Source organism: Muricauda brasiliensis, assembly GCF_003057865.1.
Lineage (GTDB): Bacteria > Bacteroidota > Bacteroidia > Flavobacteriales > Flavobacteriaceae > Flagellimonas > Flagellimonas chongwuensis.
Map to the genome: position 1 here is coordinate 94,762 of NZ_QBTW01000010.1, position 24,790 is coordinate 119,551.

Below are 24,790 nucleotides of genomic sequence, written 5' to 3' on the forward strand. Positions count from 1 at the left end.
AAGTGTTGGTTGGTTATCTTATGTTAGCATCAATCAAAAACCCCGATCCAAACGGACCGGGGTTTTATATTTAATTGTATAAATGTCGATTGTCTACCAACGAATGATGACACTGCCCCAGGTAAAGCCACTACCAAAGGCCGCAAGGACCACCAAATCACCTTGCTTGATTTTTCCAGCCTCCCAAGCCTCCGTCAATGCTATGGGTATGGAAGCCGCCGTGGTGTTACCGTACTTCATAATATTATTGAATACCTGTTCATCCTTCAATTTAAACTTGTTCTGGATGAATTGGGAGATTCTAAGGTTCGCCTGATGTGGGATCAGCATATCAATATCGGTCGGGGCCAAATCATTTTTACCGAGTCCTTCCATGATGACCTCACTGAACCTGACCACTGCATTCTTGAAAACAAATTGTCCGTTCATGTACGGATAATAGGAAGTATCTTCCTTATCGGCATCCTCGATAATATCGGTGACCCAACGTTTGCCCATTCCGGGCGCTATCAGTGAAAGCTCCTCAGCATGTTGTCCTTCGGAATGCAAATGGGTAGAAAGGATTCCTTTGGACGTATCCTCTTCCCTGGTCAAAACGGCCGCTCCCGCACCATCACCAAAAATAACGGATACCCCCCTGCCCCTTGTGGTCATATCCAGACCACGGGAATGCAGCTCGGAACCGATGACCAGTACGTTTTTGTACATACCGGTTTTAATATATTGGTCGGCCACGGAAATCCCGTAAACAAAACCGGAACACTGGTTTCTCACATCCAGGGCACCAACGGTTCTTTTTAGGCCAAGATCACGCTGCACCAATACACCGGGCCCAGGGAAATAATAATCGGGGCTAAGGGTCGCGAAAACAATAAAGTCAATATCATCCTTATCGATACCCGCACGCTCGATGGCCCTTTTAGCGGCCTCCACTCCCATTGAGGTCGTGGTTTCAGTATCTTTTATTACATGACGCCGTTCCTTAATCCCTGTACGTTCTTGAATCCATTCATCATTCGTATCCATCACTTTTGACAAGTCGTCATTGGTGACTATATTTTCAGGGACGTAAAATCCTAATCCAGCAATCTTGGAATTGTACATTTAGTATATGTTTTATAGAAATAAGATAGTTAGAATTTGAAAATTATCAAATATCCATACTGTTTATTCATTATTCCGCCAAAATAATACTTTTTAAAAGTTGTACTTTTAAAAAATGAAAAAACTTAACTCGTTAAACAATTACATCAGGCTTATGAAAAATTATCTCTGGGTATTTTGGGCGACCCTGTCTATCTGTTTTGTCCATGCACAGGAAAAATTAACGTATCAAAAACCTTCGGAAGAAATACTTGAACTTGTAAACGCCCCTTTGGCACCCAGTGTGTTAATTACCGATAACGGTGAGCATATGGTGCTACTTTACAGGGATTACTATAAAAGCATTGCAGAATTGTCAGAAACCGAGCTTAGATTGGCCGGGCTCAGAATCAACCCAAAGACCAATATTGGCAGCAGGACCAACTATTACAACAATATAATTGTAAAGGAGGTTGGTGCAAAAGAGGGCCGGCAAGTAGACGGACTATCCGAAAACCCTAGATTGGCCAATTTCAATTGGTCTCCCGACCAGTCAAAAATTGCATTTACAAACACTACCAAAGACGGGGTGGAAATAATGGTCCTTGATCTAAAATCGGCCAAGGCCACTGCCATTACGGAAACCAACGTGAATGCCAACATGAGGGACATTATCAATTGGTTCAAGGACGGGGAGTCTGTTTTGGTCAAAATGCTACCGGATGATAGAAAACCACTGATCAATACAGCCGAGGCTGTTCCCGATGGACCGACCATTTCCACCAACGATGGAAAAAAAGCGCAGAACAGAACCTATCAGGATTTGTTGAAAAACCCAAATGATGAGTTCAATTTTGAGCAATTGGCCCGATCAGAGCTCTACAAAGTTCAAATGGACGGAACCAAGACCAAATGGAAAGATGCGGATATGTACACCAGCATCAGTTTTTCTCCGGACGGGGAATATGTCATGACAGTGACTTTGGACAAACCCTTCTCCTATTTGGTACCCTATTACAGGTTTCCCAACACCACTACCATATACAAAAAAGACGGCTCCGAGGTAAAAACTCTTCTGGAAGTCCCTCTTATCGAAGACCTTCCCCAAGGCTTTATGGCCGAAAGAACTGGTATGCGGGATATAAGCTGGAGAAACGATAAGCCGGCCACCATAATGTATGTTGAAGCGCTGGACGGAGGTGATCCAGAGAACGAAGTCGATTACCGTGATGAAGTGTTCCAACTGGAGGCTCCTTTTAACGGAAATGGAAAATCCATCTTGAAAACAAAAAATAGATTTAGCTATATCCAATGGGGGAATGACAACCTGGCAATTGCCCACGACCGTTGGTGGAACAATAGAAACACAAAGACGTATGTTTTTGACCCCTCCAAACCAGAAAAAGAGGCTAAGATAATCGAAGATCGAAATTATCAAGATGTTTACAGTGACCCAGGTAATTTCGTCACTAAAAGAAATGAAAATGGTAGTTGGGTACTCTCCTTGGATAAAAACAACAATGCCTATCTTATTGGTGATGGCTATACCGAGGAAGGTCAATTTCCATTTGTGGAAAAATTCAACTTGGAGAGCCTTAAAAAAACAAGACTATACACCTCAAAGTTAGAGGGGAAATTGGAAAACCTTATTGAGTACGACCCTAAAAAAGACCAATTGCTGGTTCGCATTGAATCTGCTAATGAGTATCCGAACTATTACTATAAAAGTTTGATCAAAAGAAGAGGGCCAATTCAACTCACCAATTTTGAGAACCCGTACAAAAGCATTCAAAATGTGCACAAAGAAGTGATTACGTATAAAAGGGATGACGGATTGGAGCTTTCCGGAACTTTATACCTTCCTGTTGGCTATGACATGGAGAAAAAGGAAAAAATGCCGATGATCCTTTGGGCCTATCCAAGAGAGTACAAAGACAAAAACAGTGCTTCCCAGAACACATCCAACCCGAATGAATTTACTTATCCGTACTGGGGGTCACCAATTTACTGGGTCACCAAGGGCTATGTTGTGTTGGATGGTGCTGCCTTCCCCATTATTGGTGAGGGTGATGAACAACCAAACGATACCTTTAGAAGTCAATTGGTAGCCAATGCGAAGGCCGCAATCGATGCAGTTGATGAACTTGGCCATATTGATCGTGAACGCATTGCGGTGGGTGGACACAGCTATGGGGCCTTTATGGTTGCCAACCTGCTATCTCATTCCGATTTGTTCGCGGCAGGAATCGCAAGAAGTGGTGCCTATAACAGAACACTGACACCCTTTGGCTTCCAAAGTGAGGAAAGAAATTATTGGGAGGCTCCAGAGGTGTATTACACCATGTCGCCATTTATGCATGCCGAGAAAATGAAAACGCCTTTATTGTTGATTCATGGAGAAGCTGATAACAATTCCGGCACCTACCCCATGCAGAGTGAGCGCTATTTTAATGCATTAAAAGGATTGGGCGCAACGGTAAGGTTGGTCATGTTGCCCAAAGAAAGCCATGGGTACAGAGGCAAAGAGAGCATTCTTCATTTGCTCTGGGAACAAGACCAATGGTTGGAAAAATATGTGAAGCAGAAAAAATAAATAAACTTCCATAAAACAAAAATCCCGTTCATTGTTAATCCAATGAACGGGATTTTTTTTATTTCCATTGGAGGAAATCAATCCATATATGCCACGTATGAATTCACATCTACTTTGGCCCTTAAATCGTGAAGAAGATTATACAGTCCAAAAAATGTGCGATTTATATACAAAAAGTGCTTTGACCCCCTGTTCCCGTTCATCTTTCGGATTTGTTCGTCTTTGGAGTAACGTTCGCTCAAGTTCGCAATCTTGGACCAGAATGTCTCATCTCCAAAATCAAAAGTTTCTTTATGGAAAGGCGATGTAAAAATGGTGAGCATTTCTTTGAAAAGCGCCTTGAAAAACTTTAGTTCTTCTTCAGAATCGGTAGGTGTCAATATTTCCAGTTCGTACAATTTTTCCATGAAAATTTTGTCATCATTGATGTTCTCTTCCTTGGCCAGTTCAAAGTAAGGAACATAAAAATCGTCCGGTATCTGTTTGATGCAGCCAAAATCAATGGCTATCAACTTACCGCTTTCACTTACCAAAAAATTACCGGGATGCGGGTCTGCATGCACTCTTCGCAATTTATGAATCTGGAACATGTAAAAATCCCAAAGGGCTTGCCCAAGGGTATTCCCAAGTTCAGCATCGAAGTCCGTTCTGGTAAATTCGCCAAGATGGGTACCGTCCATCCAATCCATGGTAAGGATACGCTCGCTTGACAGCTCGCGATAATATTTTGGAAATTGCATATTTGGAATCACGGAACAGGCCGTTGTAATCTGATGGCTCTGCTCCAACTCCAAGATATAATTGGTCTCCTCGATAAGTTTATGCTCAACTTCCTTGAAATATTTTTCGGAGTCCTTCCCCTTGAGATTGAACATTTTAATGGCCACGGGCTTGACCAAGGCCAAATCGCTACCAATACTTTCTGCAACCCCCGGATATTGAATTTTGACCGCCAATTTTCTACCATCCTTTTCTGCGCGATGAACCTGACCTATACTGGCCGCATTTACAGAATCCTTTTCAAATTCGTCAAAAATCTCTTCTGGATATTGGTCCAGATATTTTTTGAAGGTCTTGCGGACCAAAGGTGCGGACAAAGGGGGCACGGAAAATTGGGAAAGGGAAAACTTTTCCACGTAGGCCCTTGGCAAGAGGTTCTTCTCCATACTGAGCATTTGGGCCACTTTGAGGGCACTACCTTTTAAACTTTTGAGTCCATCATAAATATCCTCCGCATTGTCTTGGTCCAAGGAATCTTTTGACATTTGGGGGTCAACCAGTTTTTTACCGTAGTATTTCACATAGTTGCCACCAATCTTTACCCCAGTCTTAACAAGCTTACCTGCCCGTTCTATTTTCCCTGTGGGAATGGTATCCAAACTTTTCATGTGCTCTATGCGAATTTCTCCTTATAAAGGAATCTTCCAAAATCCACTATCTTTTCCAATGGAGTGGTCTCGAAAATTTGAAATATCGTAGTAACTGATTTTTCAATGGCAATGTCGGTCTTTTCCAAACCTGGGGAACCATCTTCCGTCCAGAATTTTAGAATAAATAGGAACTGTAACCAAGCGCCTTCGGCAAACAAGGGAGCATTGTACTTAAAGATTTTGTGCTGCTTTTCATCGTTCCTTTCCTCTATAAGTGTGGAAGCGAAATCCTTAAACTTTGACCGAAGCCCTTTCAATTGCTTCAATCCCTCCAAGGAATATTGATGTTCCTTCATTATGATAAGCACATAGCTCCTGTTCAGTGTCAGGTTTTCAAAAAACGTAAAGAAAAAGGTCAACATTTTTTCCTCGTTGGTCATGGATGCATATTGCTTGTTCTTTTGCATCAAACCATAACTGTTATCAAAGAATTTGTTCCAGATAATTTGTTGTAAGAACTCGAACGAACCAAAGAATCCATAAAATTCCTCTTCCTTGATATCATTTGCTTTACAAAACTTAAACACCGAGCTCGGTACCTTTTCATGTTCCAAAACAGATTCCATGAACAAGCCAATGATTTTATCCTCGGTAATTTTGGGTTTAGTCGTCTTTGCCATTTTAGTATGTTTTTGAAGTGTTACAAGGTTAGTATTTTACAATTTACTTTTTAAAGAAAATGCACTTTCTGGCGAAAGTGCATTTTCACAACCTAACCAATAAATAAACAAACTTGTTATAGTAATACTATTTCATAGCAATTTTTATCCTATAACACTGTAAATATACTAATTCTGTTTAATCTTTTTCAAAATTAAATAAACAATTTTATGTTAAAGTTCTGAATCAGACGACCAAATGTCAGTTTGTCAGATTTTGCACTATGGTATTTTTTTTGACTCATCTGCTGTAAAAAGAATAAAAAACAAAACGATGGCTACAGGTAAAATCAATGTTTCAGTAGAGAACATTTTCCCCTTGATCAAGAAATTTTTATACAGTGATCACGAAATTTTCTTGAGGGAACTTATCTCCAACGCTACGGATGCAACCTTAAAATTAAAGCACTTAACTTCTATAGGGGAAGCAACGGTGGAGTACGGCAACCCCATTATTGAGGTTAAAGTGGACAAGGATAACAAACGCATCCATATTATAGACCAAGGTATCGGGATGACGGAGGAAGAAGTGAAAAAGTACATCAACGAGGTGGCTTTTTCCGGTGCCGAGGAATTCTTGGACAAATACAAGGATGCAGGCAAAGATGCCGGCATCATTGGGCATTTTGGCCTTGGTTTCTATTCCGCTTTCATGGTTGCGGAGAAAGTGGAAATCATTTCTAAAAGTCACAAAGAAGAACCCGCGGTACATTGGACTTGCGATGGTTCTCCCGAGTTTACCATTGAACCAAGTGACAAAACTGAAAGGGGAACGGAAATTATCCTTCATATTGCAGAGGATTCCACCGAGTTTTTGGAAAAATCAAGAATCCGTGAGCTTTTGGTGAAGTACAATAAGTTCATGCCCATTCCAATCAAGTTTGGGACAAAAACGGAAACGCTTCCCAAACCGGAAGATGCTAAAGAAGACGACCCGGCGCCGACTCAGGAAGTGGATGACATCATCAACAATCCAAATCCAGCTTGGACCAAGCAACCTGCAGATTTAGAAGAAGCAGATTACAAAAGTTTTTACAGGGAACTTTACCCTATGCAGTTTGAGGAGCCTTTGTTCCATATCCATTTGAACGTGGATTATCCGTTCAACTTAACGGGTATCTTGTATTTCCCTAAGTTGACGAACGACCTCAGCATTCAAAAGGATAAAATTCAATTATACCAGAACCAAGTATTCGTAACGGATAATGTAGAAGGCATTGTTCCCGAATTCTTGACAATGTTAAAAGGTGTCATCGATTCTCCGGATATTCCATTGAACGTTTCAAGGTCATATCTTCAGGCTGATGGCGCGGTGAAGAAAATCTCTTCGTACATCACCCGAAAAGTGGCCGATAAGTTAAGCTCGCTTTTCAAGAACAACCGCGAGGATTTTGAGCAGAAGTGGAACGACATCAAAGTGGTTATCGAGTATGGTATGCTCTCCGAGGATAAATTCTTTGAAAAAGCGGACAAATTTGCACTTTACCCAACAATTGATGGCAATTTCTACACTTTTGAAGAGCTAGAAGCCAAAATCAAGGACAATCAGACCGACAAGGATGATAAATTGGTAGTGCTTTATGCTTCGGACAAAGAGGCGCAACACAGCTATATTGAAGCTGCCAAGAAAAAAGGATACGAAATCCTGTTACTGGATTCACCGATTGTTTCCCACTTGATGCAAAAATTGGAAACCTCCAAAGAGAACCTGTCTTTTGTTCGAGTAGATGCGGACCATGTGGACAACCTTATCAAAAAAGAGGATACGGCTATTTCCAAATTGTCCGATGAGGAAAAAGACAGCCTAAAGGCTGATATAGAAAAAGTAATTTCCGATAAAGGATATACCATTCAATTGGAGGCCATGGAAAGCAGTGCTTCCCCGTTCATAATAACCGAGCCAGAATTTATGCGCAGAATGAAAGAAATGCAGCGTACTGGTGGTGGTGGCATGTTCGGAATGGGAAATATGCCCGACATGTACAACCTTATCGTGAATACCAATCACGAATTGGTAAGTGAAATACTAAATACCAAGACCGCTAAAAAACGGGAAAGGCTGATCAATCAGTCGTTGGATTTGGCACGTCTATCCAAAGGATTGCTGAAAGGAGAAGAGCTCACCAACTTTATCGCAAGAAGCTATGAGATGATTAAATAGTCTTGGTTTTTTTATAATCAACAACGCAAAACCGCTCATTTAGAGCGGTTTTTGCATTTTATGCCTATATTGGATGTACAAACCAATCAAAGACCGTGGGCGCGAACAACGATTACAACAGTCCCTCATTTAAAAAACTACTGGACTCGCTGCAACAACAAAGTTGGGAACTTGAGCTTATTATTTCGGGTTTTGCCATCTTCGGACTGTTTACGGCCTACGAGCCCCTTCGCATTGAAACGGTAAATGCTGAGAACGAACAACAAATTTACCGGTTTGTAGTCTACCTCATCCTTCAAATTTCGTGTTCCATATTATTGTTCAACCTATTGCTGCACGTAATCCTTCGTGGACTTTGGATAGGATCTCTTGGATTACGGTACGTTTCCGGTGACATAGAGTTTGAAAAGCTTCGCTATTCGGAACGCTTCACCAAATACCTTCAAAAACGCATCGTCTCCTTTGACCGGTACATTGCCAATCTAGAGAATTATTGCAGTGTACTTTTTGCCATTTCGTTCTTGTTGATTTTCTACGTGCTGGCCATGACGATGATTATCCTATCGATTGTTTTGGTGGCCAATTTTGTTATTGAAAGTGATTATCTCCCGGAAGGACTTTCCAGTATTCTAGGGGTTGTGCTCATTGTTTTCATTATTACGGGCATGACCTTAACCTTTATTGATTTTTTAACGCAGGGGTGGCTCAAAAAGAAGAAATGGACATCCAAGATCTACTTTCCCATATATTGGGTTTTTAGTTTTTTGACACTTTCATTTTTATACAGGCCCTTGGTCTATAATTTTCTGGACAATCGTTTTGGAAGAAGACTTATTTTACTACTAGTACCCATTTATATTGCGATATTAATGATAACCAGTTTGGAATATCGTAACTCCAACTATCTGGACAAGGACCAGCAATCTTCGAGCACTTTTGCCAATAAGGAAAACTATGCCGACATGCTTACGGAAGATGGTGATTTTCCAGGAAAGATGGTTATTCCGTCCAAGGTAATCAACAAACCCTTTTTAAAAGTATTTGTACCCTTTTCTGATAATTTGGAGAACCGGATTTTTGCCTACAATGATTCCTTGACACCGGAGATTGATAGGCGGGGACTATCCAGTAGTATGAAGGTTACCACCAACTGGAGCGACCAGATTACCAGTGCGCGCCAAAAAGACAGTATCCGAAAGATGTACCTCAGAACTTTTAATGAAACCCATGCTTTCCGAATTGATAGCTTGGATATGGACGAAGATTTTATCCTTACCACGGGAATCAAAAATATCCTAGGATTCGAGACCTACCTCAACCTCGCTAATCTCGAAGAGGGAAAACACCTTTTAAGGCTCAGACGAAAAAGAAAGGAAAAAGATACGGTTAAGACCGTTACAGATGTTATCTTACCGTTTTGGTACTTTAAAGATTAGGATTTATGGCTCCATGGCACCTTTACGTAATGGCCGGAATGTACATTTTCGCAGGTTTAATGCATTTTATAAAACCTAAAATGTATATGCGCATTATGCCCAGGTACCTGCCAAACCATAGGCTTTTGGTTTATTTGAGCGGAATCGCCGAAATTGTTTTGGGAATAGGCGTCTGCTTCGATGCCACCCGAAAACTGAGCACCTTTGGCATCATTTTAATGCTAGGTGTTTTTCTTTCGGTACATTTTTACATGCTTTCGGGCGAAAAAGCATCAGCTGGTATCCCAAAATGGATTTTGATCCTACGGATTCCCCTGCAATTCTTTTTAATGTATTGGGCATATTACTATGCGTATCTCTAGAAAATACTTTTATCCAAATACCTTTTCAGCCAAGGCACCTGTACAAAAAACATAAGTCCCAAACACAGGAAAGCGTACACGGTAACTTTGGAAAAAGTGAAACCTTTCACCCATCCCCAATCGGTATGGAACCAAGATTCCATGTTCAAGTTTTTGAACCAACCCTGCCCATTATCCACACCCAGTTGTGAACCCAGTAGAAACACGAGGGCCACAAAAGCAACAAAAGCCAAGGACAAAGTTCTGCCCGATAGTATGGGTTTGTATTCAAAAGCTTGTTGCGGTGCTTCCACCTCAAGTTTTTGCATCACATTTTTGGTAAAATCGGCAGAAGGAGACTCCAACGGAGCTTCTTCCATGACCTTATTTACAAATGCTTCCAGTTTTTTATCATCCAATTGATCCATTGCTCTGCAATATTTCTTTGTTCAAACTCTTTTCCATAATACTGGCCAATCGTTTTCTGGCCCTGAACAACCTCACCTTTAATGTATTCACAGGGAGGTTGGTCGCCTTTTCCATTTCCAGCAGGTTCTTTTCCTCAAGATAAAACAAAGTAAGGATACCTGCATCCTCTTCCGATAATCTGGATAGACATTGCTCTATCAATTGGCTTCGCTCTATCGCTACCATTTTATGAAACGCTGTATCCAGGTCGGCGTAATCTATCTTGTCCGCATGTTCCATATCCAAATGGATTCGTTGCTTTTTTACTTTTCTTATCTTATCCAAACAAGTATTGTAGGCAATTCTATACACCCAGGTGGACAATTTTGAATCGCCCTTAAACTTAGGCAGGGATTTGAATACTTTAATGAATACATCTTGTGATACTTCCTCTGCCTCTTCCCTATTGCCCAACATTCTAACCGAAAGTGTAAATATCATATCCTTATAACTATCCACCAAATCCGAGAACGCGCGGGTATTCCCCCTGCGTATTTCCGAGATCATTTGATTTTCCTTGTTGGTCAGCATCGTTCATTGGACGTTGGAAGTACCGTTTGGGTTACACAAAAAATTATTTTTATAAAATTATGTAACCTGATCGGAAAAACCGTCGTCATAGCTTATGAACAAAAAAATTACAAATAATCATTAAAACGAACAGTTATGGGATCAGAAGTAATCGTTATTCCTATCATTTTTGGTGTTATCCTTGCCATTGCATACCTCTATTTTTCAACAAGAAACAAGGAACGTTTGGCATTAATCGAAAAAGGGGCAGACGCCAGTATTTTTGTCAGAGGAAAAAGAAATGGGACTGCACCAATTTGGAAAATCATCATTTTAAACTTGGCGTTGTTGCTCATAGGCATTGGAGCAGCCATTTTCATTGCATCTATACTGCACTATAGCCTAGGGGTCGATGAAGAAGTTGCGTATCCGGGCACCATCTTTATGCTAGCAGGGGCCGGTCTTTTTGCCGGATTTACCATGACCAAAAAATTGGAAAGGGAAGATTGATTTTCTTAGACATTAAATTTAGTTACATGACCACCGCCACAAACGGTGGTTTTTTATAACTTGCCATTATGAAAGTAATCTCCACCAACCTCGGCAATCCTACCAAAATTGTATGGAACGGTAAAGAAACCATGACGGGCATTTATAAACATCCAGTCGATGAACCACTTTTTTTAGATGTGGAAGATGTAAAGAATGATACCGTAGTCGACAGAAAACACCATGGTGGTACGTACAAAGCTTGTTATCTGTTCTCCTCAGACAACTATGCTTATTGGAAAGAGAGATACCCACTGTTGAATTGGAACTGGGGCATGTTTGGCGAAAATTTGACCCTTGATGGTTTGGACGAGTCCCAATTAAAGATTGGAAGCATTTATAAATTGGGAACAGCACTGGTACAGATTACACAACCTAGGGAGCCCTGCTACAAATTGGGCATTCGGTTCAACGACCAAGGCATTTTAAAGCAGTTCATAGACCATGGACGTCCTGGAACATACGTACGTGTTCTTGAACCTGGAAAAGTTGTAATGGGCGATTCCATGGAACTCGTGGAAGAATCGGAAAACCCTTTGTCCATTCAAGCATTCTATACGCTACTTTTTGCCAAAACCAAGGACAAGCAAGTCTTAAAATGGGCCATAGATAATGAAGCTCTCCCGCAGAGCAAAAGGAAAAAGCTTGAGAAATGGGCATAAAAAAAGGGGGCCTCTCGACCCCCAATGCACATAAAAATTAACTAAACAAACTATCTTACTACCATAGTTTCTTTGTAGGTTCCAAATTTGTCCACTACAACAATGGTATATTCATCTTTGAAGGCTTTTTCGAAGTTGAATGCTTTTTCAACTACAATGTCACCATCGATAGCTTCGTCAAAAATAAGTCTGTCCTCGCTATCATATACTTTTAAAAGCACCTTACCCTTGGAAACGTTCAAAAGGTTCATCATTATTTTCTGACCTTTTTTTACGAATACTGGATCAAGGTTTACTTTTACCAAATTCTTTTCAACTTCGTACTTGGCTACTACTTTTTTGCCAAAATCGGTTGTGGTTCCGTTCGCCAACCCGATTGCACTTATCAATAGGGCCGCTGCTACTGTTAGGTTCTTTACTAATTTCATAACACTTCGTTTTTTTAAGATTACAGTACAAATGTATGGTGCAATAGCGCACAGGAATACCACTCCTTTTTCCACTTTATATGCTATATTAACATGGTAGGTGTTTTAACATAGTATTAATGATAAAATAGCATAACTTTGAGTTAACATTGTAGATATTTGCATGCTAATTAGTTTTTTAACTTTAGCATACGAAAGAAAAAATTGCAGTAAATGATTCAAAAACCAGCATTTGAGGCAATAGCACCCAGTTTTGGCCATTCTTTTACGTTTCAAAAGTTTAATGCCAACAACGAAAACAAGAACAATGGTTGGCACTACCACCCAGAGTTGGAGTTGGTATATGTGAACGGAGGGTCTGGTAAAAGGCAAATTGGCAGCCACGTATCCTATTATAGGAACGGTGACCTTATATTAATAGGTTCCAATTTGCCCCATTGTGGTTTTACGGACAAACTTACCGGCAACAAGAGTGAGACCTTGGTACAGATGAAAGCGGATTTTTTGGGAAGTGATTTTTTCAACATTCCAGAGATGAAAAATATCCAAAAACTTTTTGAAGTCGCAAAAGGTGGAATCGCATTCTCCGGTAAGACCAAAATGAAGGTCGGGGAAAAAATGGAGATTTTGGAATACCAGACAGATTTTCAACGATTGCTCTCCATTCTTAATATATTGAACATTCTGGCAACTTCCACCGAAATCAATGTTTTGAACGCCGAAGGATTCTCCATGGAGACCGAGGTTAAGGACAACGACCGTATCAATGTTGTTTTCAATCACGTGAAAACAAACTTCAAGGAAGACATCAGCCTAGAAGAGATTGCAGATTTGGTGAGTATGACGGTCCCATCCTTCTGTAGGTATTTCAAAAAAATCACCAATAAGACTTTTACGCAGTTTGTAAATGAGTATCGTTTGGTGCACGCTTCCAAATTATTGGCCGAACAGCCCATGAGCATTACCCAAGTTTGTTATGATAGTGGTTTCAATAACTTTTCGCACTTCAACAAATCGTTTAAAGCCTTTACGGGACAAAACCCATCGGAGTATAGAAACCAGTTAAAAACTGTTTTACAGTCCTAATATTGTTAATCGAACAGGTCGTTCAATACTTTTGCCAAGCGCAAGCCTCCCATTTGCAATTGCTGGAAAAGCAAATCGTTGTAATCGTATGAATAGCGATACCCAAGTTTGTCGCCTATTTCTACCGAATCGTATAGTTCCGCACAAATAGCGTGGGATTCATCCACCCAATCATATATGGTGCCTTCTTGAATGGCCTTGCGCTTTTTTTTGTCCACATCGCTCAATTCATCGGCCAGTTCGCTATAAGTCATTCCGTAGGACTCAATCAAATTTTTATCCCAAACCCTATGTAAATTGCTTCCTTCACCAAACCATTGCACTTGAATATCATTCCCACCTTTGTCTTCTGCCCTACTGGCATGCATAGGTTGATGGAGGTCACCTATCAAATGGATGAGCATTTTTAAATGGAATACCCTGTCCTCTTTGGAGTTTTCGTTGTTCTTCACTTTTTGGACACACTCCTCAATGGCCACAACAATATCACCGTATTCGCTTTTATCAGAATCGCGATAACTTGTTCCCAAAGGATAGTTCACATAATGCCATGCCGAATATTTTGAGTAGCTCCGGTCCGCTTTTATGTCATCTGCAAAAGTAGAAACGAATGCAAGACTATGCCCATCCAATAAATCGTTCAAGGCTCGTTTGGCCTTTCCTGTTAAATAATTCTGGGCAATTTGCCCTGTAACGCGATGGCCTGTTTTCCCCCAAATGGTGTTACCGAACACCAAAACAGGAAATAAAAGCAATAGAAATAAGGTTTTTTTCATTTTTTAACGTCTCTTATATAAAAGCTGTTTGCCCAACTAAGTTTCAGAATGTTTCACCAATTAACAATCCATTTCACGATTTTGGGATTTTTTTAACTATAAGGTTACATTTGACATACCAACTAAACTAAAGATTATGACCAAACTATACTTTGCACTTACTGCATTGCTAGTACCTCTTACATTTTACTCACAAACAAGTTCCAAGAACATCAATGTAAAATTTACAGAAATTCCTTTTAAAATCGATGGTATCTTGGATGAGCCTCAATGGAATTCCGCAGAAACTACCGATAGTTTTTACCAGTTTTTCCCCGTTGATACCATTCAAGCAGTAAAACAAACCGAGATTAGAATGCTCTATAGTGCCACTACCCTGTACATAGGCATCAAATTGTTTTCCGATGGTGAAGGTTATGTAACACCTTCACTTAAGCGTGACTATGGGGCAGGTGGCAATGATAACATCAGTTTAGTGTTCGACACTTTCAATGATGGCACCAATGCATTTCTCTTTGGAATCAATCCTTTTGGAGTACGCCGTGAAGCCCTAATCTCTGGTGGCGGACAAGGCACAAGTGGGTTTACCATGTCCTGGGACGTTAAATGGCAGGGCGAAACCAAATTGTACGAAGGCTATTACACCTGTGAAATTGCCATCCCGCTTACCTCGTTCAAATTTAAACAGGGAGAACAAAAATGGCGCTTCAATTCCTATAGGTTCGATATGCAGACCAATGAACAAAGTACATGGGTCCGCATCCCGCAAAATCAAAGAATCTACAATCTTGCCTTTATGGGCGATATGGTTTTTGAAAGGCCCTTGGGGAAGTCCAGGACCCCTATGGCCCTTATACCTTATGTGAATGGTATTGTGGCCAAAGATTACGAGAAACAAATAGAGGAAAACAATATCAAAATAGGGGGAGATGCGAAAGTATCCATAGGAAACGGAATGAATCTGGACATAACAGTAAACCCTGATTTTTCCAATGTGGAAGTGGACAATGTTATCACCAACCTTACCCGTTTTGAAGTATCCCTCCCCGAAAAGCGGCAATTTTTTATAGACAATAGTGACCTTTTTGGGTCTTTTGGTACAGAAGGAGATTATAATCCTTTTTTTTCCAGAAGGATAGGAATTGCCCAAAATGCACAGGGAGAAACCATAGAGAATGGCATAGTGGGCGGTGTAAGGCTTAGCGGTAAATTGAATGAAAATTGGCGCCTAGGGCTAATGAATCTTCAAACCGAAAAGGATGAATCCAATGAAATAGCCAGTAATAACAATACAGTATTGGCCCTTCAGAAAAAAATGTTCTCACGTTCCAACCTTAGCTTCATTTTTGTGAACCGGCAGACCTTTGAGGATTATGATTTTTTGAATGAAGCAGATAGGTACAATCGGGTAGTTGGGTTGGATTACAATCTGGCCAGTGCAGACAATACTTGGACAGGCAAATTTTTCTATCATAAATCCTTTTCACATGGAGTGGAAAATCGCGATGCAGCCGGTGGAATCAATCTAAAGTATAATTCACGCTTTTTAAACCTTGGTTTGAGTGGAAATTTTATAGGAAACAATTTTAGGTCAGACCTTGGCTTTGTCCCCAGAAAGGACATCCTGTTTTTTAATCCATCCGCAGAAGTGATTTTTTATCCAAAAAAAGGAAATTTAAACTCACATGGATTTATAGCCCGACCGGAATTTGTGTGGCGACCAACACTGGATTATCAAAACACGGATTATTTTATTTATACCGGTTGGCAGGCACAATTCAAGAGCCAGGAAGAACTCTCCCTCAGACTTTTTAACCGATACACCTATTTAACTGCTTCTTTTGACCCTACCCGAACCAACAACGGAACAGAGCTGCCAGGAGGAACTGGATATCATTACACCAGTGGCGAGGTGGAATTTGCTAGCGACAGAAGAAAGGTTTTTTCCTATACGCTTGAACCAGGGTATGGTGAATTTTTTAATGGGTCAAGATTGGTTCTAGAGGGCGAGATGAATTTAAGGGTACAGCCCAAGATGAATTTTTCTTTAGGTTTCAATTATAACAACATTACATTACCAGAGCCCTATGAAAGTGGTGAGATATGGTTGGTGAGTCCCAAAATAGAACTGACCTTCAACAAATCGGTGTTCTGGTCCACATTGATTCAATATAGCAACCAACTAGACAATTTAGGTTTCAACTCTAGGTTGCAATGGCGATTTGCTCCACTATCCGATTTGTTCTTGGTTTACAACGATAATTATTTTGTGAATTCATTTATGCCCCGAAGCCGTTCCATTAACCTAAAATTGACCTATTGGTTGAATATTTAAACGTTTGTTTGCGATTCCAAATAAAAAAAGGCGGTCACATAAATGTGACCGCCTTTTTTATATTTTCTTTTTCAAAGCTATAAGGTCAATCGTAGTGTTTAGTATATTATAAGGGTTTACGTCCTGAAATAATATTGTAAAGAATTGCTATTACAGCAACCACAAGTAAAATGTGGATAAGACTACTAGTAGCCATTCCTGCCACAATTCCAAAAAATCCCAATACCCAAATAATTATACAAATTACAGCAACAAGCCAAAGTAAACTTCTCATATGTTCTAGGTTTTTAGTGTTTATATCAATAAAAGTATTTAAAAAAGATTCAAGTGATTGTTTCAATTCAAGTAATTGTTGACTCAATACCGTTTAAGTCCAAAAGCAGTTCTATCTGATTAATTTACAAAATGTTAGCAACACATAAAAACATCTAAATCAGATTCAGGCAAAAGAAGTATCCATTTTGTGCCACAAACTACACCACCCCACCTATTTTCCTATATTTGGACTTCTATCTTAAAAAAATATGGATCAACTACCTTTTACCCAAGACACCGTAATTTTTGGGCTTCTTTGTCTCTGCTTAGGATTCGTTTTTTATACCTCATCCATTAAAACCGGGTTTTGGAACAAATTTTATGGTGTAGTGCCTACCGTGCTCATGTGCTATTTGTTGCCCGCTATTTTGGCCAGCTTGGGAATTGTGGACGAATCGGCATCACAAACCTATTATGTGGCAAGTAGATATTTGCTGCCCGCCGCATTGATACTAATGACGCTTAGCATTGATCTCAAAGCCATCATAAATTTGGGTTCTAAAGCATTGGTCATGTTCTTAACGGGAACGGTCGGGATAGTCATTGGAGGCCCTATAGCAATATTGATTGTTTCCATATTTTCACCCGAAACTGTAGGTGGGGCCGGCCCGGACGCAGTATGGCGAGGATTGGCGACCATTGCAGGTAGTTGGATCGGTGGAGGCGCCAACCAAGCTGCAATGTTGGAGGTATTTAAATACAACCAAGAAAACTATGGAGGCATGGTCCTTATCGACATCGTAGTAGCCAACCTTTGGTTAGCCGTCATTCTTTTGGGAGTGGGCAAAACCGATAAAATAGACCGTTGGCTCAAAGCGGACACCTCTTCCATTGAAGAGCTCAAGGTAAAAGTATCTACCCATACTGAAAAAATTGCACGGGTCACTACCCTCAAGGACTTTATCATGATATTGTTCTTCGCTTTTGTTGGTGTTGGAGTTGCCCATTTGGTGGGGCACCACTTTGCCGTCTTTTTACAGGATAATTTCGAAGTTATCCGTAACCCACAAAAAATATTATCGTCACTTGGATCAGAATTCTTGTGGATGGTAGTCTTTGCTACCGCCATCGGCATTGGATTATCTTTTACGAATGCCAAAAATTATGAAGGTGCCGGCGCCAGTAAAATCGGCGGTATGTTCATCTATATTTTGGTAGCCACTATAGGTATGAAGATGGATTTAGGGAAAGTCTTGGATAATCCCGGCCTTATCGCCATTGGCTTAATTTGGATTACCATACATGCTGGACTGCTTATTTTAGTGGCCAAACTCATAAAAGCCCCATTCTTTTTCTTAGCTGTGGGGAGCCAAGCCAATGTAGGGGGAGCTGCCTCCGCACCGGTAGTGGCAGCAGAGTTCCATCCGTCTTTGACATCGGTTGGTATACTTTTGGCCGTTTTTGGATACGTTGTGGGTACTGCTGGAGCATATTTATGTGCTTTGTTGATGGAAGTAGCCTCTAATGTTTAAATATTTTCAGAAGATTATGCATCTTTGCGCTGCTAAAATTTTATGATGAAGCGGATATTGTTTGTATTACTTATTGGAATTTCAGTGTTGTCTTGTGAAAAAAACACACAAAACACCATGACCGTTAGCGGAAATATTAAAGGGTTAAAGAAAGGTACTCTGTATTTGCAACAATTTAAGGATTCCACGTTGGCCATTTTGGATTCATTGGAGATAAAGGGTGATGGTGCTTTTAATTTTTCTACGGAAGTAAGCGAACCGGAAGTATTTTACCTCTACCTAAAGAAGGAAGACAATAACGACATTAACGATAGGATCACCTTTTTCGGGGAGCCAGGAACCATTACCATTAATACGGCTTGGAACACTTTTGATACGGATGTTGAGATTTCAGGTTCCAAATCGCATGAAAAGCTTTTAGAGTTTCACGAAATGGCCTCTAAATTCAATATCAAGGAGTTGGGGCTACTGCAACAAGCTTCTAATCTCGACACAGAGAAAGATTCCTTGGTCTTGGATTCTTTGCAAAGGCTGGTCAATCAAAATACGATTAGCAGATATAGATACGCCTTAAATTTTGGCCTGAATAATGGAAACTCTTATGCAACTCCTTACATTTTGATGACCGAAGCGAGCGAAGCCAATCCAAAATATTTGGATTCCATTTATAAAGGATTGACACCAGAGGTAGCTGCTTCCAAATACGGAAAGGAGTTTAAAGTGTTCTTGGACAAGAACAACTAAGCTTCCAAATTATTCAACTGTTCCACGAGCTTGGTGGCCTTTTCCTCCAGTTCCGTGCGAATAGCTTTAAAGTGAGCTTTGTTATCCTCCAACTTTTTTTGGTTGACCTTATTCATGAGGTCGTCATAAACCTCAATGGCTTCGTCTATGATTACGGTACCTTCTTCCGACTCCTTGTTTCCTGAGCCGGCTTCCCATATATAAACAGCTTCAATAATATCTCCCAACACAAAATTGATATCTTTCTTTAAATCACGAATACTTGGCATAACGCGGTTGTTTTTATTAAATATACCACTAAATAGTAACTTCTAAAAGTTTAGCTCCTTCTGTGTCAATATCCACATAAGTAGTTGATGCTGAAATTAAGACAGTTTCCCCCTTTGTTATGGCAACACTGCCCCAATCGTTTCGAATTTGGGCAGCACCTCCTACGCACATAAAAATGGTAAAGGAGTCTCGTTGGGTCAAATCTTGTTTCATGGACTTGGTAAGTTCCAAAAAGTCTGTTTTAAAATAGGGACAATCCACCATTGAATTAACATGATCTTGGTTCTTGGCATATTCCACTTTAAAGTCATCCTTCTTCTCATAGTCTATGGCATCGACCGCCAAACTGGTATGCAATTCCCTTAAATTACCTTCCTTGTCCCTGCGGTTAAAATCGAATACCCGATAGGTGACATCGGAGGTTTGCTGGATTTCGGCCAAAAGTACCCCTGCACCAATGGCGTGTATTTTTCCTGTATTGATAAAAAAGGTATCCCCCTCGCCTACTTCCTCATAATTCATTAAATCGGTCAAGGTTCCTTCCTCAAGGCTTTTAACATATTCGTCCTTTTCTACATCCTTATTAAAGCCCACGATTAATTTTGCGCCGGGGTCGGCATCCATAATGTACCACATCTCGGTTTTCCCAAAGGAATTGTGCCTTTCTTTGGCCAATTCATCATTTGGATGCAACTGTATGGAAAGGTCCTGTTTTGCATCAATAAATTTGATGAGTATGGGAAAATCGTTCCCAAAACGTTCCACAACACTCTTTCCTAAAAGGGCTTCGCCATGTTCGTCCATCAAACTATGAAGGGAAGTTCCTGTCAAATCTCCATTTGATACTTCGGAAATATCCCCATCAACCCCCGAAAGTTCCCAGCTTTCACCGGTGATATCACTTTCAATAGGCTTATGCAATACATCTTTTAATTTGGTTCCTCCCCAAAGTCTTTCTTTGAGGATAGGTTTAAATTTTAACGGATATAGGTTCATTGTGCTATCCTTTATAGGTTACAAAGTTTCGAGGCGTTTCATAAAGCACTACCTCCAACTCCTTAGTTTGTTCTATATGTGGTCTTAACTTGTTCCATATTACCACCGCTATATTTTCCGCAGTGGGATTCAGGTCTTTAAATTCAGGAACGTCGAGATTCAGGTTCTTATGGTCCAATGCATCCTCTACATGTTCCTTGATCAATCCCTTAAGTACCTTTAAGTCCATTACAAAGCCTGTTTCCGGATCTATTTCCCCGGTAACGCTCACAATAAGGTCATAATTATGCCCGTGATATTTTGGATTGTTGCATTTACCAAAAACGGCTTTGTTCTTTTCATCGTCCCAATCCGGACGGTGCAATCTGTGTGCAGCATTGAAATTAGCCTTTCTACTTGCTTTTACTTTCATTATGAGGGAGTGTTTTGCATAAGATGGTCGTAGAAACGTTCAAAAATAATCTTGAACCATGCGGTGTATTCATCGGGATTTTCCATGATATCATTTTTGATATCCTCGGGATGCATCCATTTCCAATCGGCAACTTCTTCGGGGTTGATATTTGGCTCTTCTTCAAAATAGCCCACCATTACATGATCAAACTCGTGTTCCGTAAGGCCATTATCGAAAGGGGCCTTGTACATAAAATGAAAAAGTTCTTTAAGATCTGTGGTGAAACCCATTTCTTCCATGAGCCTGCGCTTTCCCGCATCAATATTGCTCTCTCCTTCCCTTTGATGACTGCAACAAGTATTGGTCCATAGCAATGGGGAATGGTATTTGTCCTTGGCCCTCTGTTGGAGCATGGTCTCTCCTTTTTTGTTCATCACAAAAACTGAGAATGCCCTATGGAGCAAAGCTTTTTGATGAGCTTCCATCTTGGGCATAAGGCCTATTGGCTCGTCCTTTTCATTTACAAGTATCACTTTTTCCTCTATCATGAGGTAAAAATATGACCTTTGAAGTTAAATAAAGATGGATTGATTGATAAATTCTTACTAAAAGAAACGTGGAGATTTCAGATTTCTAATGTTCCTGATAAAATCGTACCGTAGAATTATTTCAAAAGAACCATCATTAAATGTAGCGGCCCCAAGTTCGGTGATTTCCCTATCGTACGCCATTCCTATCATAAACTGGTCGGACAACATAAATCCAACTAGACCACTAAAGGCGGCATCCCATCTATAGGCCACTCCCCCGATAAACTTTTCATTGAACATAAAGTTTGCGGAAAGGTCTACCTGCAATGGTGCTCCTTGAACAGCCTTCGTCAATAAAGTGGGTTTGAACTTTAAAACCGGGTTTAAATCCCAAACGTACCCCGTAATCAGGTAAAGGTTAAGCTGTTCCTTGGCAGTGGATACGGAAGAGGAATCAAAGTGTGTCGTCTCCAATATTCGGGGGGCCGACAAACCGGCATAAAACCTATCGGTGTGATAATACACACCTGCACCGATATTCGGTGAGAACTTATTCTGTATGTCCTGCTGTGATTGTAACTGTGGATCTATCTCGAACTCATCGAGCTCGGAATATCGAATATCCAACATATGGGCACTGGCCTTGAGCCCAAAGCTAAGCTTGCCTTCCAAAGAGGTTTGGATGGTATAGGAAAAGTCCACATCAAAATAAGTTTCGGAGGTGGGTCCTATTTTATCATTCACAATGGACACTCCAAGTCCCACACCCCGGTAACCCACCGGTGTATGAGCGTTCAACGTCTGTGTTTCCGGTGCCCCATCAAGTCCCAACCATTGGTTTCGGTACAATGCAGCGATGCTCAAATGTCCTCTTGACCCCGCATAGGCCGGATTGACACTTACGGTATTGTACATATATTGGGTATACTGTGCATCTTGCTGTGCTTGCATAGTTCCTACCCCAATTAGAAGTAAGGCAAGCAACCATTGGGTTTGTTCTTTAAAAAGTTTGTTTACCACAGTCACCATTGTTTATCTGTTAATGTATATGTAGCCTGTAAGCTGTTTTGTACTACCTCCGTTGTCCTGATAATCTATCACATAGAAATATGTACCTACCGGAAGTTTGTTGTCTTGATCCACGGTAACCCTTCCTTGGGAAGTACCATCAAATACATTTCCACTAGTGTTGTAACCCTTGGTCTGGAACACCATTACCCCCCATCTATTGTAAATCCTTACCGTGTTGTTAGGGTAATTCGAGAGTCCTCGGATTTCCAAAACATCGTGTACTCCATCACCATTGGGCGTAATTACATTGACTACATCTACCTCTTCCTCGTCGGTGGTCAATTCGCCCAAATCTGGATCTAAATAATCGGGTATTCCATTTTCGTTGGCATCGTCATTGGCGTAGTTGCCATCACCGTTTGTATCCTCATCAATGGTTTCGATTCCATCGTCGTCGTCGTCAGAGTCCCTGAAATCCGGTATGCCATCACCATCATTGTCGGGTAGGTCGGTACTTGGGTCGTTCATTTCATCATTGACATCGATATCTATAACGGTTTCACCTTCGTAACCATCATCCAGACCATCATTGTCCTTGTCGGAGCCAATCAAGCTAACTTCTGGCGTACCATCATGGTCATGGTCGTGCCCTTCAATGGCATCAGGTACATTGTCGTTATCGCTATCCTCATCCACATAATCCGGAATACCGTCATTATCGGAATCAATAGGAATCAATCCAATATTACCATCAACCTCATAGGCATCATCCAATCCGTTGTTGTTTGTATCAACCAAACTAGGTGGAATGTACCCCAAAACTGGTTGAGCCTCAATATTATCTGGAATACCGTCATTGTCACTATCTATATCCAAATAATCAGGGATTCCATCACCATCGGTATCTGTTGGATTGGTTGATGGATCATTATCATTATCAGCATTCAAATCCTCAAAGCTGTCCACAATCCCATCATTATCACTATCCAAATCAATTCCTGAAGGACTTACAATTACAGTAATGGTAGCTGTATCACAATTTCCATTAGAATCACAAACCGTATAATCAAACGAATCTGTTCCTGTAAAACCGGGATTCGGTATATAGGTAATACCATCATCCGATGGATCTGTCGGTGTTCCGTTATTGTTCAACACCGCGATTCCATTTGATGGGTCGGTTATGCTGATTGTCCCCGAAGTTGGTATATCGTTATCGTTTGCTCTCCATGAGATTGTGGTCTGAACATCAATATCGGTAGAAACCGAATCGTCAAATGTATCCACAATAGGAAGTACATCGATTATTACCGTAGCCGTACTACAATCACCAAAGGAATTACAAATGGTATAGTCAAAACTATCGCTTCCGTTGAAATCCGGATTTGGTGTATAGGTGATTAAATCATCCTTTGGATCGTTTACGGTACCATTATCATCAATGCTGACCGTACCACTTGATGGATTGGTCGCTGTTAAAACGCCCGTGTTTGGCAAATCAGCATCGTTGTCAAATATGGGAACAATAACGGATGTATCTTCATTGACAGTAACCATATCATCCATCAAAGTAGCTGCTTGGCTCATGCACACCACTGTAAATCTTGGAAGTTCTGTACTGTTCCCAACTTTTGTGATTGTGGCCACATACCTCATTACGGTTTGTGTACTTGTGACAGTTGGTCTGGATTGGTCACCAGATAAGGCAGGAGTCCAGCTTACCGACCCTCCCGAAGGAATACTTGCTGAAATATCCAAAATCACCTGGTTGTTTGGTGCTTCGCAATCAGTTAGAATAAAATAACCTGTTGCATTGGAACCACAAAGTGTACCGTCATAGGTTGCAAAATACACCCCTGGTTGGGTGGCTTCATAAAATGAATTGGTACCCAAAACAGTGCTTATATCGGAGGCTTCATACCATTGATAGTTATGTTCATCTCCAGTATCCGGCGCTTGCAACAAGAACTGGGCACTTGCCATATTCACTCCTGCAAAGAAAATGCACAGTCCAATGAATAAAGACTTATATGAGGTGTTGGATTTCAAATCTACTTGTCTTTATTCATTATTATTTTACGACAAAAACTACGTTGATCAGTGCATTATAATCTGCTGGTTGACCAATTATATCATAGGTTAATTGACCATTGGCATCAATACTCATATTATCGAATACAGTTGGATCTGCATAGGTTATGTAATAGTATAACTCTGTTGGTCCGTAAGTCGGGATTGCTGCAGGTGCTCCCGCACTTGCGACTGCCGGTGTTCCGTATTGAGTTACATATTGAGAATATAAATTCAAGGTTCTACCTGTTCCATTACTCGAAGCATCTATAGCAATCGAAGGCGGGTAGAAAATTCGTGCCGCTTTGGATGTAATAGGAGCAATATCTTGAATCACATCTTCCACAGTAGCCTCAGTATTTCCATCTCCGTCTACATCTACCGGGGAATCTGAATTCACTTCTGATGCATCTTGCTCATCCGTATTATCCAAATAAGTTGTAAGGTCCACAGTGCCGCCGTTCTCCAAGG

Annotated in this window: 24 protein-coding genes and 1 pseudogene; 10 read left to right on the forward strand and 15 right to left on the reverse strand. The window is 40.7% G+C overall.

Annotation, left to right across the window (positions count from 1 at the left end; genetic code table 11):
• Positions 1 to 93: 93 nt before the first annotated feature.
• Entirely contained in the window at positions 94 to 1,104 is a 1,011-nt protein-coding gene (locus DCK90_RS05905) for a 3-oxoacyl-ACP synthase III family protein (RefSeq protein ID WP_108245263.1), read from the reverse strand.
• Positions 1,105 to 1,258: 154 nt separating this feature from the next.
• Between DCK90_RS05905 and DCK90_RS05910 the strand changes: the two genes are divergently transcribed.
• Complete coding sequence (locus tag DCK90_RS05910; protein ID WP_234414657.1) at positions 1,259 to 3,676, forward strand: S9 family peptidase; 2,418 nt, start codon at positions 1,259 to 1,261, stop codon at positions 3,674 to 3,676.
• A gap of 77 nt (positions 3,677 to 3,753) precedes the next feature.
• Here DCK90_RS05910 and DCK90_RS05915 read toward each other — a convergent pair whose 3' ends face one another.
• Both DCK90_RS05915 and DCK90_RS05920 read right to left on the reverse strand, forming a co-directional pair.
• Positions 3,754 to 5,064: an ABC1 kinase family protein gene (locus DCK90_RS05915; RefSeq protein WP_108245265.1), complete on the reverse strand. Its 1,311-nt coding sequence runs from the start codon at positions 5,062 to 5,064 to the stop codon at positions 3,754 to 3,756.
• Positions 5,065 to 5,069: 5 nt separating this feature from the next.
• Positions 5,070 to 5,726 carry a TetR family transcriptional regulator C-terminal domain-containing protein gene (locus DCK90_RS05920; RefSeq protein ID WP_108245266.1) on the reverse strand — a complete coding sequence of 219 codons (657 nt, stop codon included), beginning with the start codon at positions 5,724 to 5,726 and terminating at the stop codon, positions 5,070 to 5,072.
• 313 nt (positions 5,727 to 6,039) lie between these two features.
• On the opposite strand from DCK90_RS05920, the gene htpG reads away from it, so the two are divergent.
• The 3 genes from htpG to DCK90_RS05935 all read left to right on the forward strand — a co-directional run bounded on the left by htpG (position 6,040) and on the right by DCK90_RS05935 (position 9,724).
• On the forward strand, positions 6,040 to 7,926 hold the full coding sequence (gene htpG, locus DCK90_RS05925) for a molecular chaperone HtpG (protein WP_108245291.1): 1,887 nt from the start codon (positions 6,040 to 6,042) through the stop codon (positions 7,924 to 7,926).
• 95 nt (positions 7,927 to 8,021) lie between these two features.
• A complete protein-coding gene (locus tag DCK90_RS05930; protein WP_108245267.1) occupies positions 8,022 to 9,362 on the forward strand; it encodes a hypothetical protein in 1,341 nt (446 codons plus the stop codon).
• Between the two features lie 5 nt (positions 9,363 to 9,367).
• Complete coding sequence (locus DCK90_RS05935) at positions 9,368 to 9,724, forward strand: DoxX family protein (protein ID WP_108245268.1); 357 nt, start codon at positions 9,368 to 9,370, stop codon at positions 9,722 to 9,724.
• On the opposite strand, the gene DCK90_RS05940 is transcribed toward DCK90_RS05935, so the two are convergent.
• Together DCK90_RS05940 and DCK90_RS05945 are read right to left on the reverse strand one after the other, a co-directional pair.
• Positions 9,721 to 10,131 carry a hypothetical protein gene (locus tag DCK90_RS05940; RefSeq protein ID WP_108245269.1) on the reverse strand — a complete coding sequence of 137 codons (411 nt, stop codon included), beginning with the start codon at positions 10,129 to 10,131 and terminating at the stop codon, positions 9,721 to 9,723. The genes DCK90_RS05935 and DCK90_RS05940 overlap by 4 nt on opposite strands.
• Complete coding sequence (locus tag DCK90_RS05945) at positions 10,115 to 10,702, reverse strand: RNA polymerase sigma factor (RefSeq protein ID WP_108245270.1); 588 nt, start codon at positions 10,700 to 10,702, stop codon at positions 10,115 to 10,117. The genes DCK90_RS05940 and DCK90_RS05945 overlap by 17 nt, the downstream gene beginning before the upstream one ends.
• A gap of 135 nt (positions 10,703 to 10,837) precedes the next feature.
• On the opposite strand from DCK90_RS05945, the gene DCK90_RS05950 reads away from it, so the two are divergent.
• On the forward strand, positions 10,838 to 11,191 hold the full coding sequence (locus DCK90_RS05950; protein ID WP_108245271.1) for a DUF6249 domain-containing protein: 354 nt from the start codon (positions 10,838 to 10,840) through the stop codon (positions 11,189 to 11,191).
• 68 nt (positions 11,192 to 11,259) lie between these two features.
• Positions 11,260 to 11,892, forward strand: coding sequence for an MOSC domain-containing protein (locus DCK90_RS05955; protein WP_108245272.1), 633 nt, complete (start codon positions 11,260 to 11,262; stop codon positions 11,890 to 11,892).
• 50 nt (positions 11,893 to 11,942) lie between these two features.
• Here DCK90_RS05955 and DCK90_RS05960 read toward each other — a convergent pair whose 3' ends face one another.
• Complete coding sequence (locus DCK90_RS05960) at positions 11,943 to 12,320, reverse strand: hypothetical protein (protein ID WP_108245273.1); 378 nt, start codon at positions 12,318 to 12,320, stop codon at positions 11,943 to 11,945.
• A gap of 213 nt (positions 12,321 to 12,533) precedes the next feature.
• Between DCK90_RS05960 and DCK90_RS05965 the strand changes: the two genes are divergently transcribed.
• Positions 12,534 to 13,406: an AraC family transcriptional regulator gene (locus DCK90_RS05965; RefSeq protein ID WP_108245274.1), complete on the forward strand. Its 873-nt coding sequence runs from the start codon at positions 12,534 to 12,536 to the stop codon at positions 13,404 to 13,406.
• A 5-nt stretch (positions 13,407 to 13,411) separates the two neighbouring features.
• Here the strand turns inward: DCK90_RS05965 and DCK90_RS05970 are convergent, their stop codons facing one another.
• A complete protein-coding gene (locus DCK90_RS05970; protein WP_108245275.1) occupies positions 13,412 to 14,182 on the reverse strand; it encodes a S1/P1 nuclease in 771 nt (256 codons plus the stop codon).
• 136 nt (positions 14,183 to 14,318) lie between these two features.
• Between DCK90_RS05970 and DCK90_RS05975 the strand changes: the two genes are divergently transcribed.
• Positions 14,319 to 16,517 (forward strand): DUF5916 domain-containing protein, encoded by a 2,199-nt coding sequence (locus DCK90_RS05975; protein WP_108245276.1) that lies wholly within the window; start codon positions 14,319 to 14,321, stop codon positions 16,515 to 16,517.
• A 106-nt stretch (positions 16,518 to 16,623) separates the two neighbouring features.
• On the opposite strand, the gene DCK90_RS05980 is transcribed toward DCK90_RS05975, so the two are convergent.
• Complete coding sequence (locus tag DCK90_RS05980; RefSeq protein WP_108245292.1) at positions 16,624 to 16,791, reverse strand: lmo0937 family membrane protein; 168 nt, start codon at positions 16,789 to 16,791, stop codon at positions 16,624 to 16,626.
• 250 nt (positions 16,792 to 17,041) lie between these two features.
• Here DCK90_RS05980 and DCK90_RS05985 point away from each other — a divergent pair, with 250 nt between their 5' ends.
• Together DCK90_RS05985 and DCK90_RS05990 are read left to right on the forward strand one after the other, a co-directional pair.
• Positions 17,042 to 18,304, forward strand: coding sequence for a DUF819 family protein (locus tag DCK90_RS05985; protein ID WP_108245277.1), 1,263 nt, complete (start codon positions 17,042 to 17,044; stop codon positions 18,302 to 18,304).
• Between the two features lie 117 nt (positions 18,305 to 18,421).
• Complete coding sequence (locus DCK90_RS05990) at positions 18,422 to 19,048, forward strand: DUF4369 domain-containing protein (RefSeq protein ID WP_234414659.1); 627 nt, start codon at positions 18,422 to 18,424, stop codon at positions 19,046 to 19,048.
• Here the strand turns inward: DCK90_RS05990 and DCK90_RS05995 are convergent.
• From DCK90_RS05995 to DCK90_RS06025, 7 genes and pseudogenes are all read right to left on the reverse strand, one after another.
• Positions 19,045 to 19,317, reverse strand: coding sequence for a hypothetical protein (locus DCK90_RS05995; RefSeq protein WP_108245279.1), 273 nt, complete (start codon positions 19,315 to 19,317; stop codon positions 19,045 to 19,047). The genes DCK90_RS05990 and DCK90_RS05995 overlap by 4 nt on opposite strands.
• 28 nt (positions 19,318 to 19,345) lie before the next feature.
• Positions 19,346 to 20,314 (reverse strand): type I phosphomannose isomerase catalytic subunit, encoded by a 969-nt coding sequence (locus DCK90_RS06000; protein ID WP_108245280.1) that lies wholly within the window; start codon positions 20,312 to 20,314, stop codon positions 19,346 to 19,348.
• Between the two features lie 4 nt (positions 20,315 to 20,318).
• On the reverse strand, positions 20,319 to 20,726 hold the full coding sequence (locus DCK90_RS06005) for a 6-pyruvoyl trahydropterin synthase family protein (protein ID WP_108245281.1): 408 nt from the start codon (positions 20,724 to 20,726) through the stop codon (positions 20,319 to 20,321).
• The gene (gene idi / locus DCK90_RS06010; RefSeq protein ID WP_108245282.1) at positions 20,726 to 21,256 is read right to left on the reverse strand and encodes an isopentenyl-diphosphate Delta-isomerase; all 531 of its coding nucleotides are present in this window, start codon (positions 21,254 to 21,256) and stop codon (positions 20,726 to 20,728) included. Before idi ends, DCK90_RS06005 begins: the two co-directional genes overlap by 1 nt.
• 57 nt (positions 21,257 to 21,313) lie before the next feature.
• The gene (locus DCK90_RS06015; RefSeq protein WP_108245283.1) at positions 21,314 to 22,267 is read right to left on the reverse strand and encodes a PorP/SprF family type IX secretion system membrane protein; all 954 of its coding nucleotides are present in this window, start codon (positions 22,265 to 22,267) and stop codon (positions 21,314 to 21,316) included.
• Positions 22,268 to 22,270: 3 nt separating this feature from the next.
• A complete protein-coding gene (locus DCK90_RS06020; RefSeq protein WP_108245284.1) occupies positions 22,271 to 24,298 on the reverse strand; it encodes a T9SS type B sorting domain-containing protein in 2,028 nt (675 codons plus the stop codon).
• Positions 24,299 to 24,320: 22 nt separating this feature from the next.
• Positions 24,321 to 24,790, reverse strand: a pseudogene (locus DCK90_RS06025) (hypothetical protein); the annotation flags it as partial.

What these genes read in the sequence shown, in the direction of transcription:
- DCK90_RS05905 (WP_108245263.1), bottom strand. Translation starts at nt 1,104, where the DNA reads ATGTACAATTCCAAGATTGCTGGATTAGGATTTTACGTCCCTGAAAAT.
- DCK90_RS05910 (WP_234414657.1), top strand. Translation starts at nt 1,259, where the DNA reads ATGAAAAATTATCTCTGGGTATTTTGGGCGACCCTGTCTATCTGTTTT.
- DCK90_RS05915 (WP_108245265.1), bottom strand. Translation starts at nt 5,064, where the DNA reads ATGAAAAGTTTGGATACCATTCCCACAGGGAAAATAGAACGGGCAGGT.
- DCK90_RS05920 (WP_108245266.1), bottom strand. Translation starts at nt 5,726, where the DNA reads ATGGCAAAGACGACTAAACCCAAAATTACCGAGGATAAAATCATTGGC.
- htpG (WP_108245291.1), top strand. Translation starts at nt 6,040, where the DNA reads ATGGCTACAGGTAAAATCAATGTTTCAGTAGAGAACATTTTCCCCTTG.
- DCK90_RS05935 (WP_108245268.1), top strand. Translation starts at nt 9,368, where the DNA reads ATGGCTCCATGGCACCTTTACGTAATGGCCGGAATGTACATTTTCGCA.
- DCK90_RS05940 (WP_108245269.1), bottom strand. Translation starts at nt 10,131, where the DNA reads ATGGATCAATTGGATGATAAAAAACTGGAAGCATTTGTAAATAAGGTC.
- DCK90_RS05945 (WP_108245270.1), bottom strand. Translation starts at nt 10,702, where the DNA reads ATGCTGACCAACAAGGAAAATCAAATGATCTCGGAAATACGCAGGGGG.
- DCK90_RS05950 (WP_108245271.1), top strand. Translation starts at nt 10,838, where the DNA reads ATGGGATCAGAAGTAATCGTTATTCCTATCATTTTTGGTGTTATCCTT.
- DCK90_RS05955 (WP_108245272.1), top strand. Translation starts at nt 11,260, where the DNA reads ATGAAAGTAATCTCCACCAACCTCGGCAATCCTACCAAAATTGTATGG.
- DCK90_RS05960 (WP_108245273.1), bottom strand. Translation starts at nt 12,320, where the DNA reads ATGAAATTAGTAAAGAACCTAACAGTAGCAGCGGCCCTATTGATAAGT.
- DCK90_RS05965 (WP_108245274.1), top strand. Translation starts at nt 12,534, where the DNA reads ATGATTCAAAAACCAGCATTTGAGGCAATAGCACCCAGTTTTGGCCAT.
- DCK90_RS05970 (WP_108245275.1), bottom strand. Translation starts at nt 14,182, where the DNA reads ATGAAAAAAACCTTATTTCTATTGCTTTTATTTCCTGTTTTGGTGTTC.
- DCK90_RS05975 (WP_108245276.1), top strand. Translation starts at nt 14,319, where the DNA reads ATGACCAAACTATACTTTGCACTTACTGCATTGCTAGTACCTCTTACA.
- DCK90_RS05980 (WP_108245292.1), bottom strand. Translation starts at nt 16,791, where the DNA reads ATGAGAAGTTTACTTTGGCTTGTTGCTGTAATTTGTATAATTATTTGG.
- DCK90_RS05985 (WP_108245277.1), top strand. Translation starts at nt 17,042, where the DNA reads ATGGATCAACTACCTTTTACCCAAGACACCGTAATTTTTGGGCTTCTT.
- DCK90_RS05990 (WP_234414659.1), top strand. Translation starts at nt 18,422, where the DNA reads ATGACCGTTAGCGGAAATATTAAAGGGTTAAAGAAAGGTACTCTGTAT.
- DCK90_RS05995 (WP_108245279.1), bottom strand. Translation starts at nt 19,317, where the DNA reads ATGCCAAGTATTCGTGATTTAAAGAAAGATATCAATTTTGTGTTGGGA.
- DCK90_RS06000 (WP_108245280.1), bottom strand. Translation starts at nt 20,314, where the DNA reads ATGAACCTATATCCGTTAAAATTTAAACCTATCCTCAAAGAAAGACTT.
- DCK90_RS06005 (WP_108245281.1), bottom strand. Translation starts at nt 20,726, where the DNA reads ATGAAAGTAAAAGCAAGTAGAAAGGCTAATTTCAATGCTGCACACAGA.
- idi (WP_108245282.1), bottom strand. Translation starts at nt 21,256, where the DNA reads ATGATAGAGGAAAAAGTGATACTTGTAAATGAAAAGGACGAGCCAATA.
- DCK90_RS06015 (WP_108245283.1), bottom strand. Translation starts at nt 22,267, where the DNA reads ATGGTGACTGTGGTAAACAAACTTTTTAAAGAACAAACCCAATGGTTG.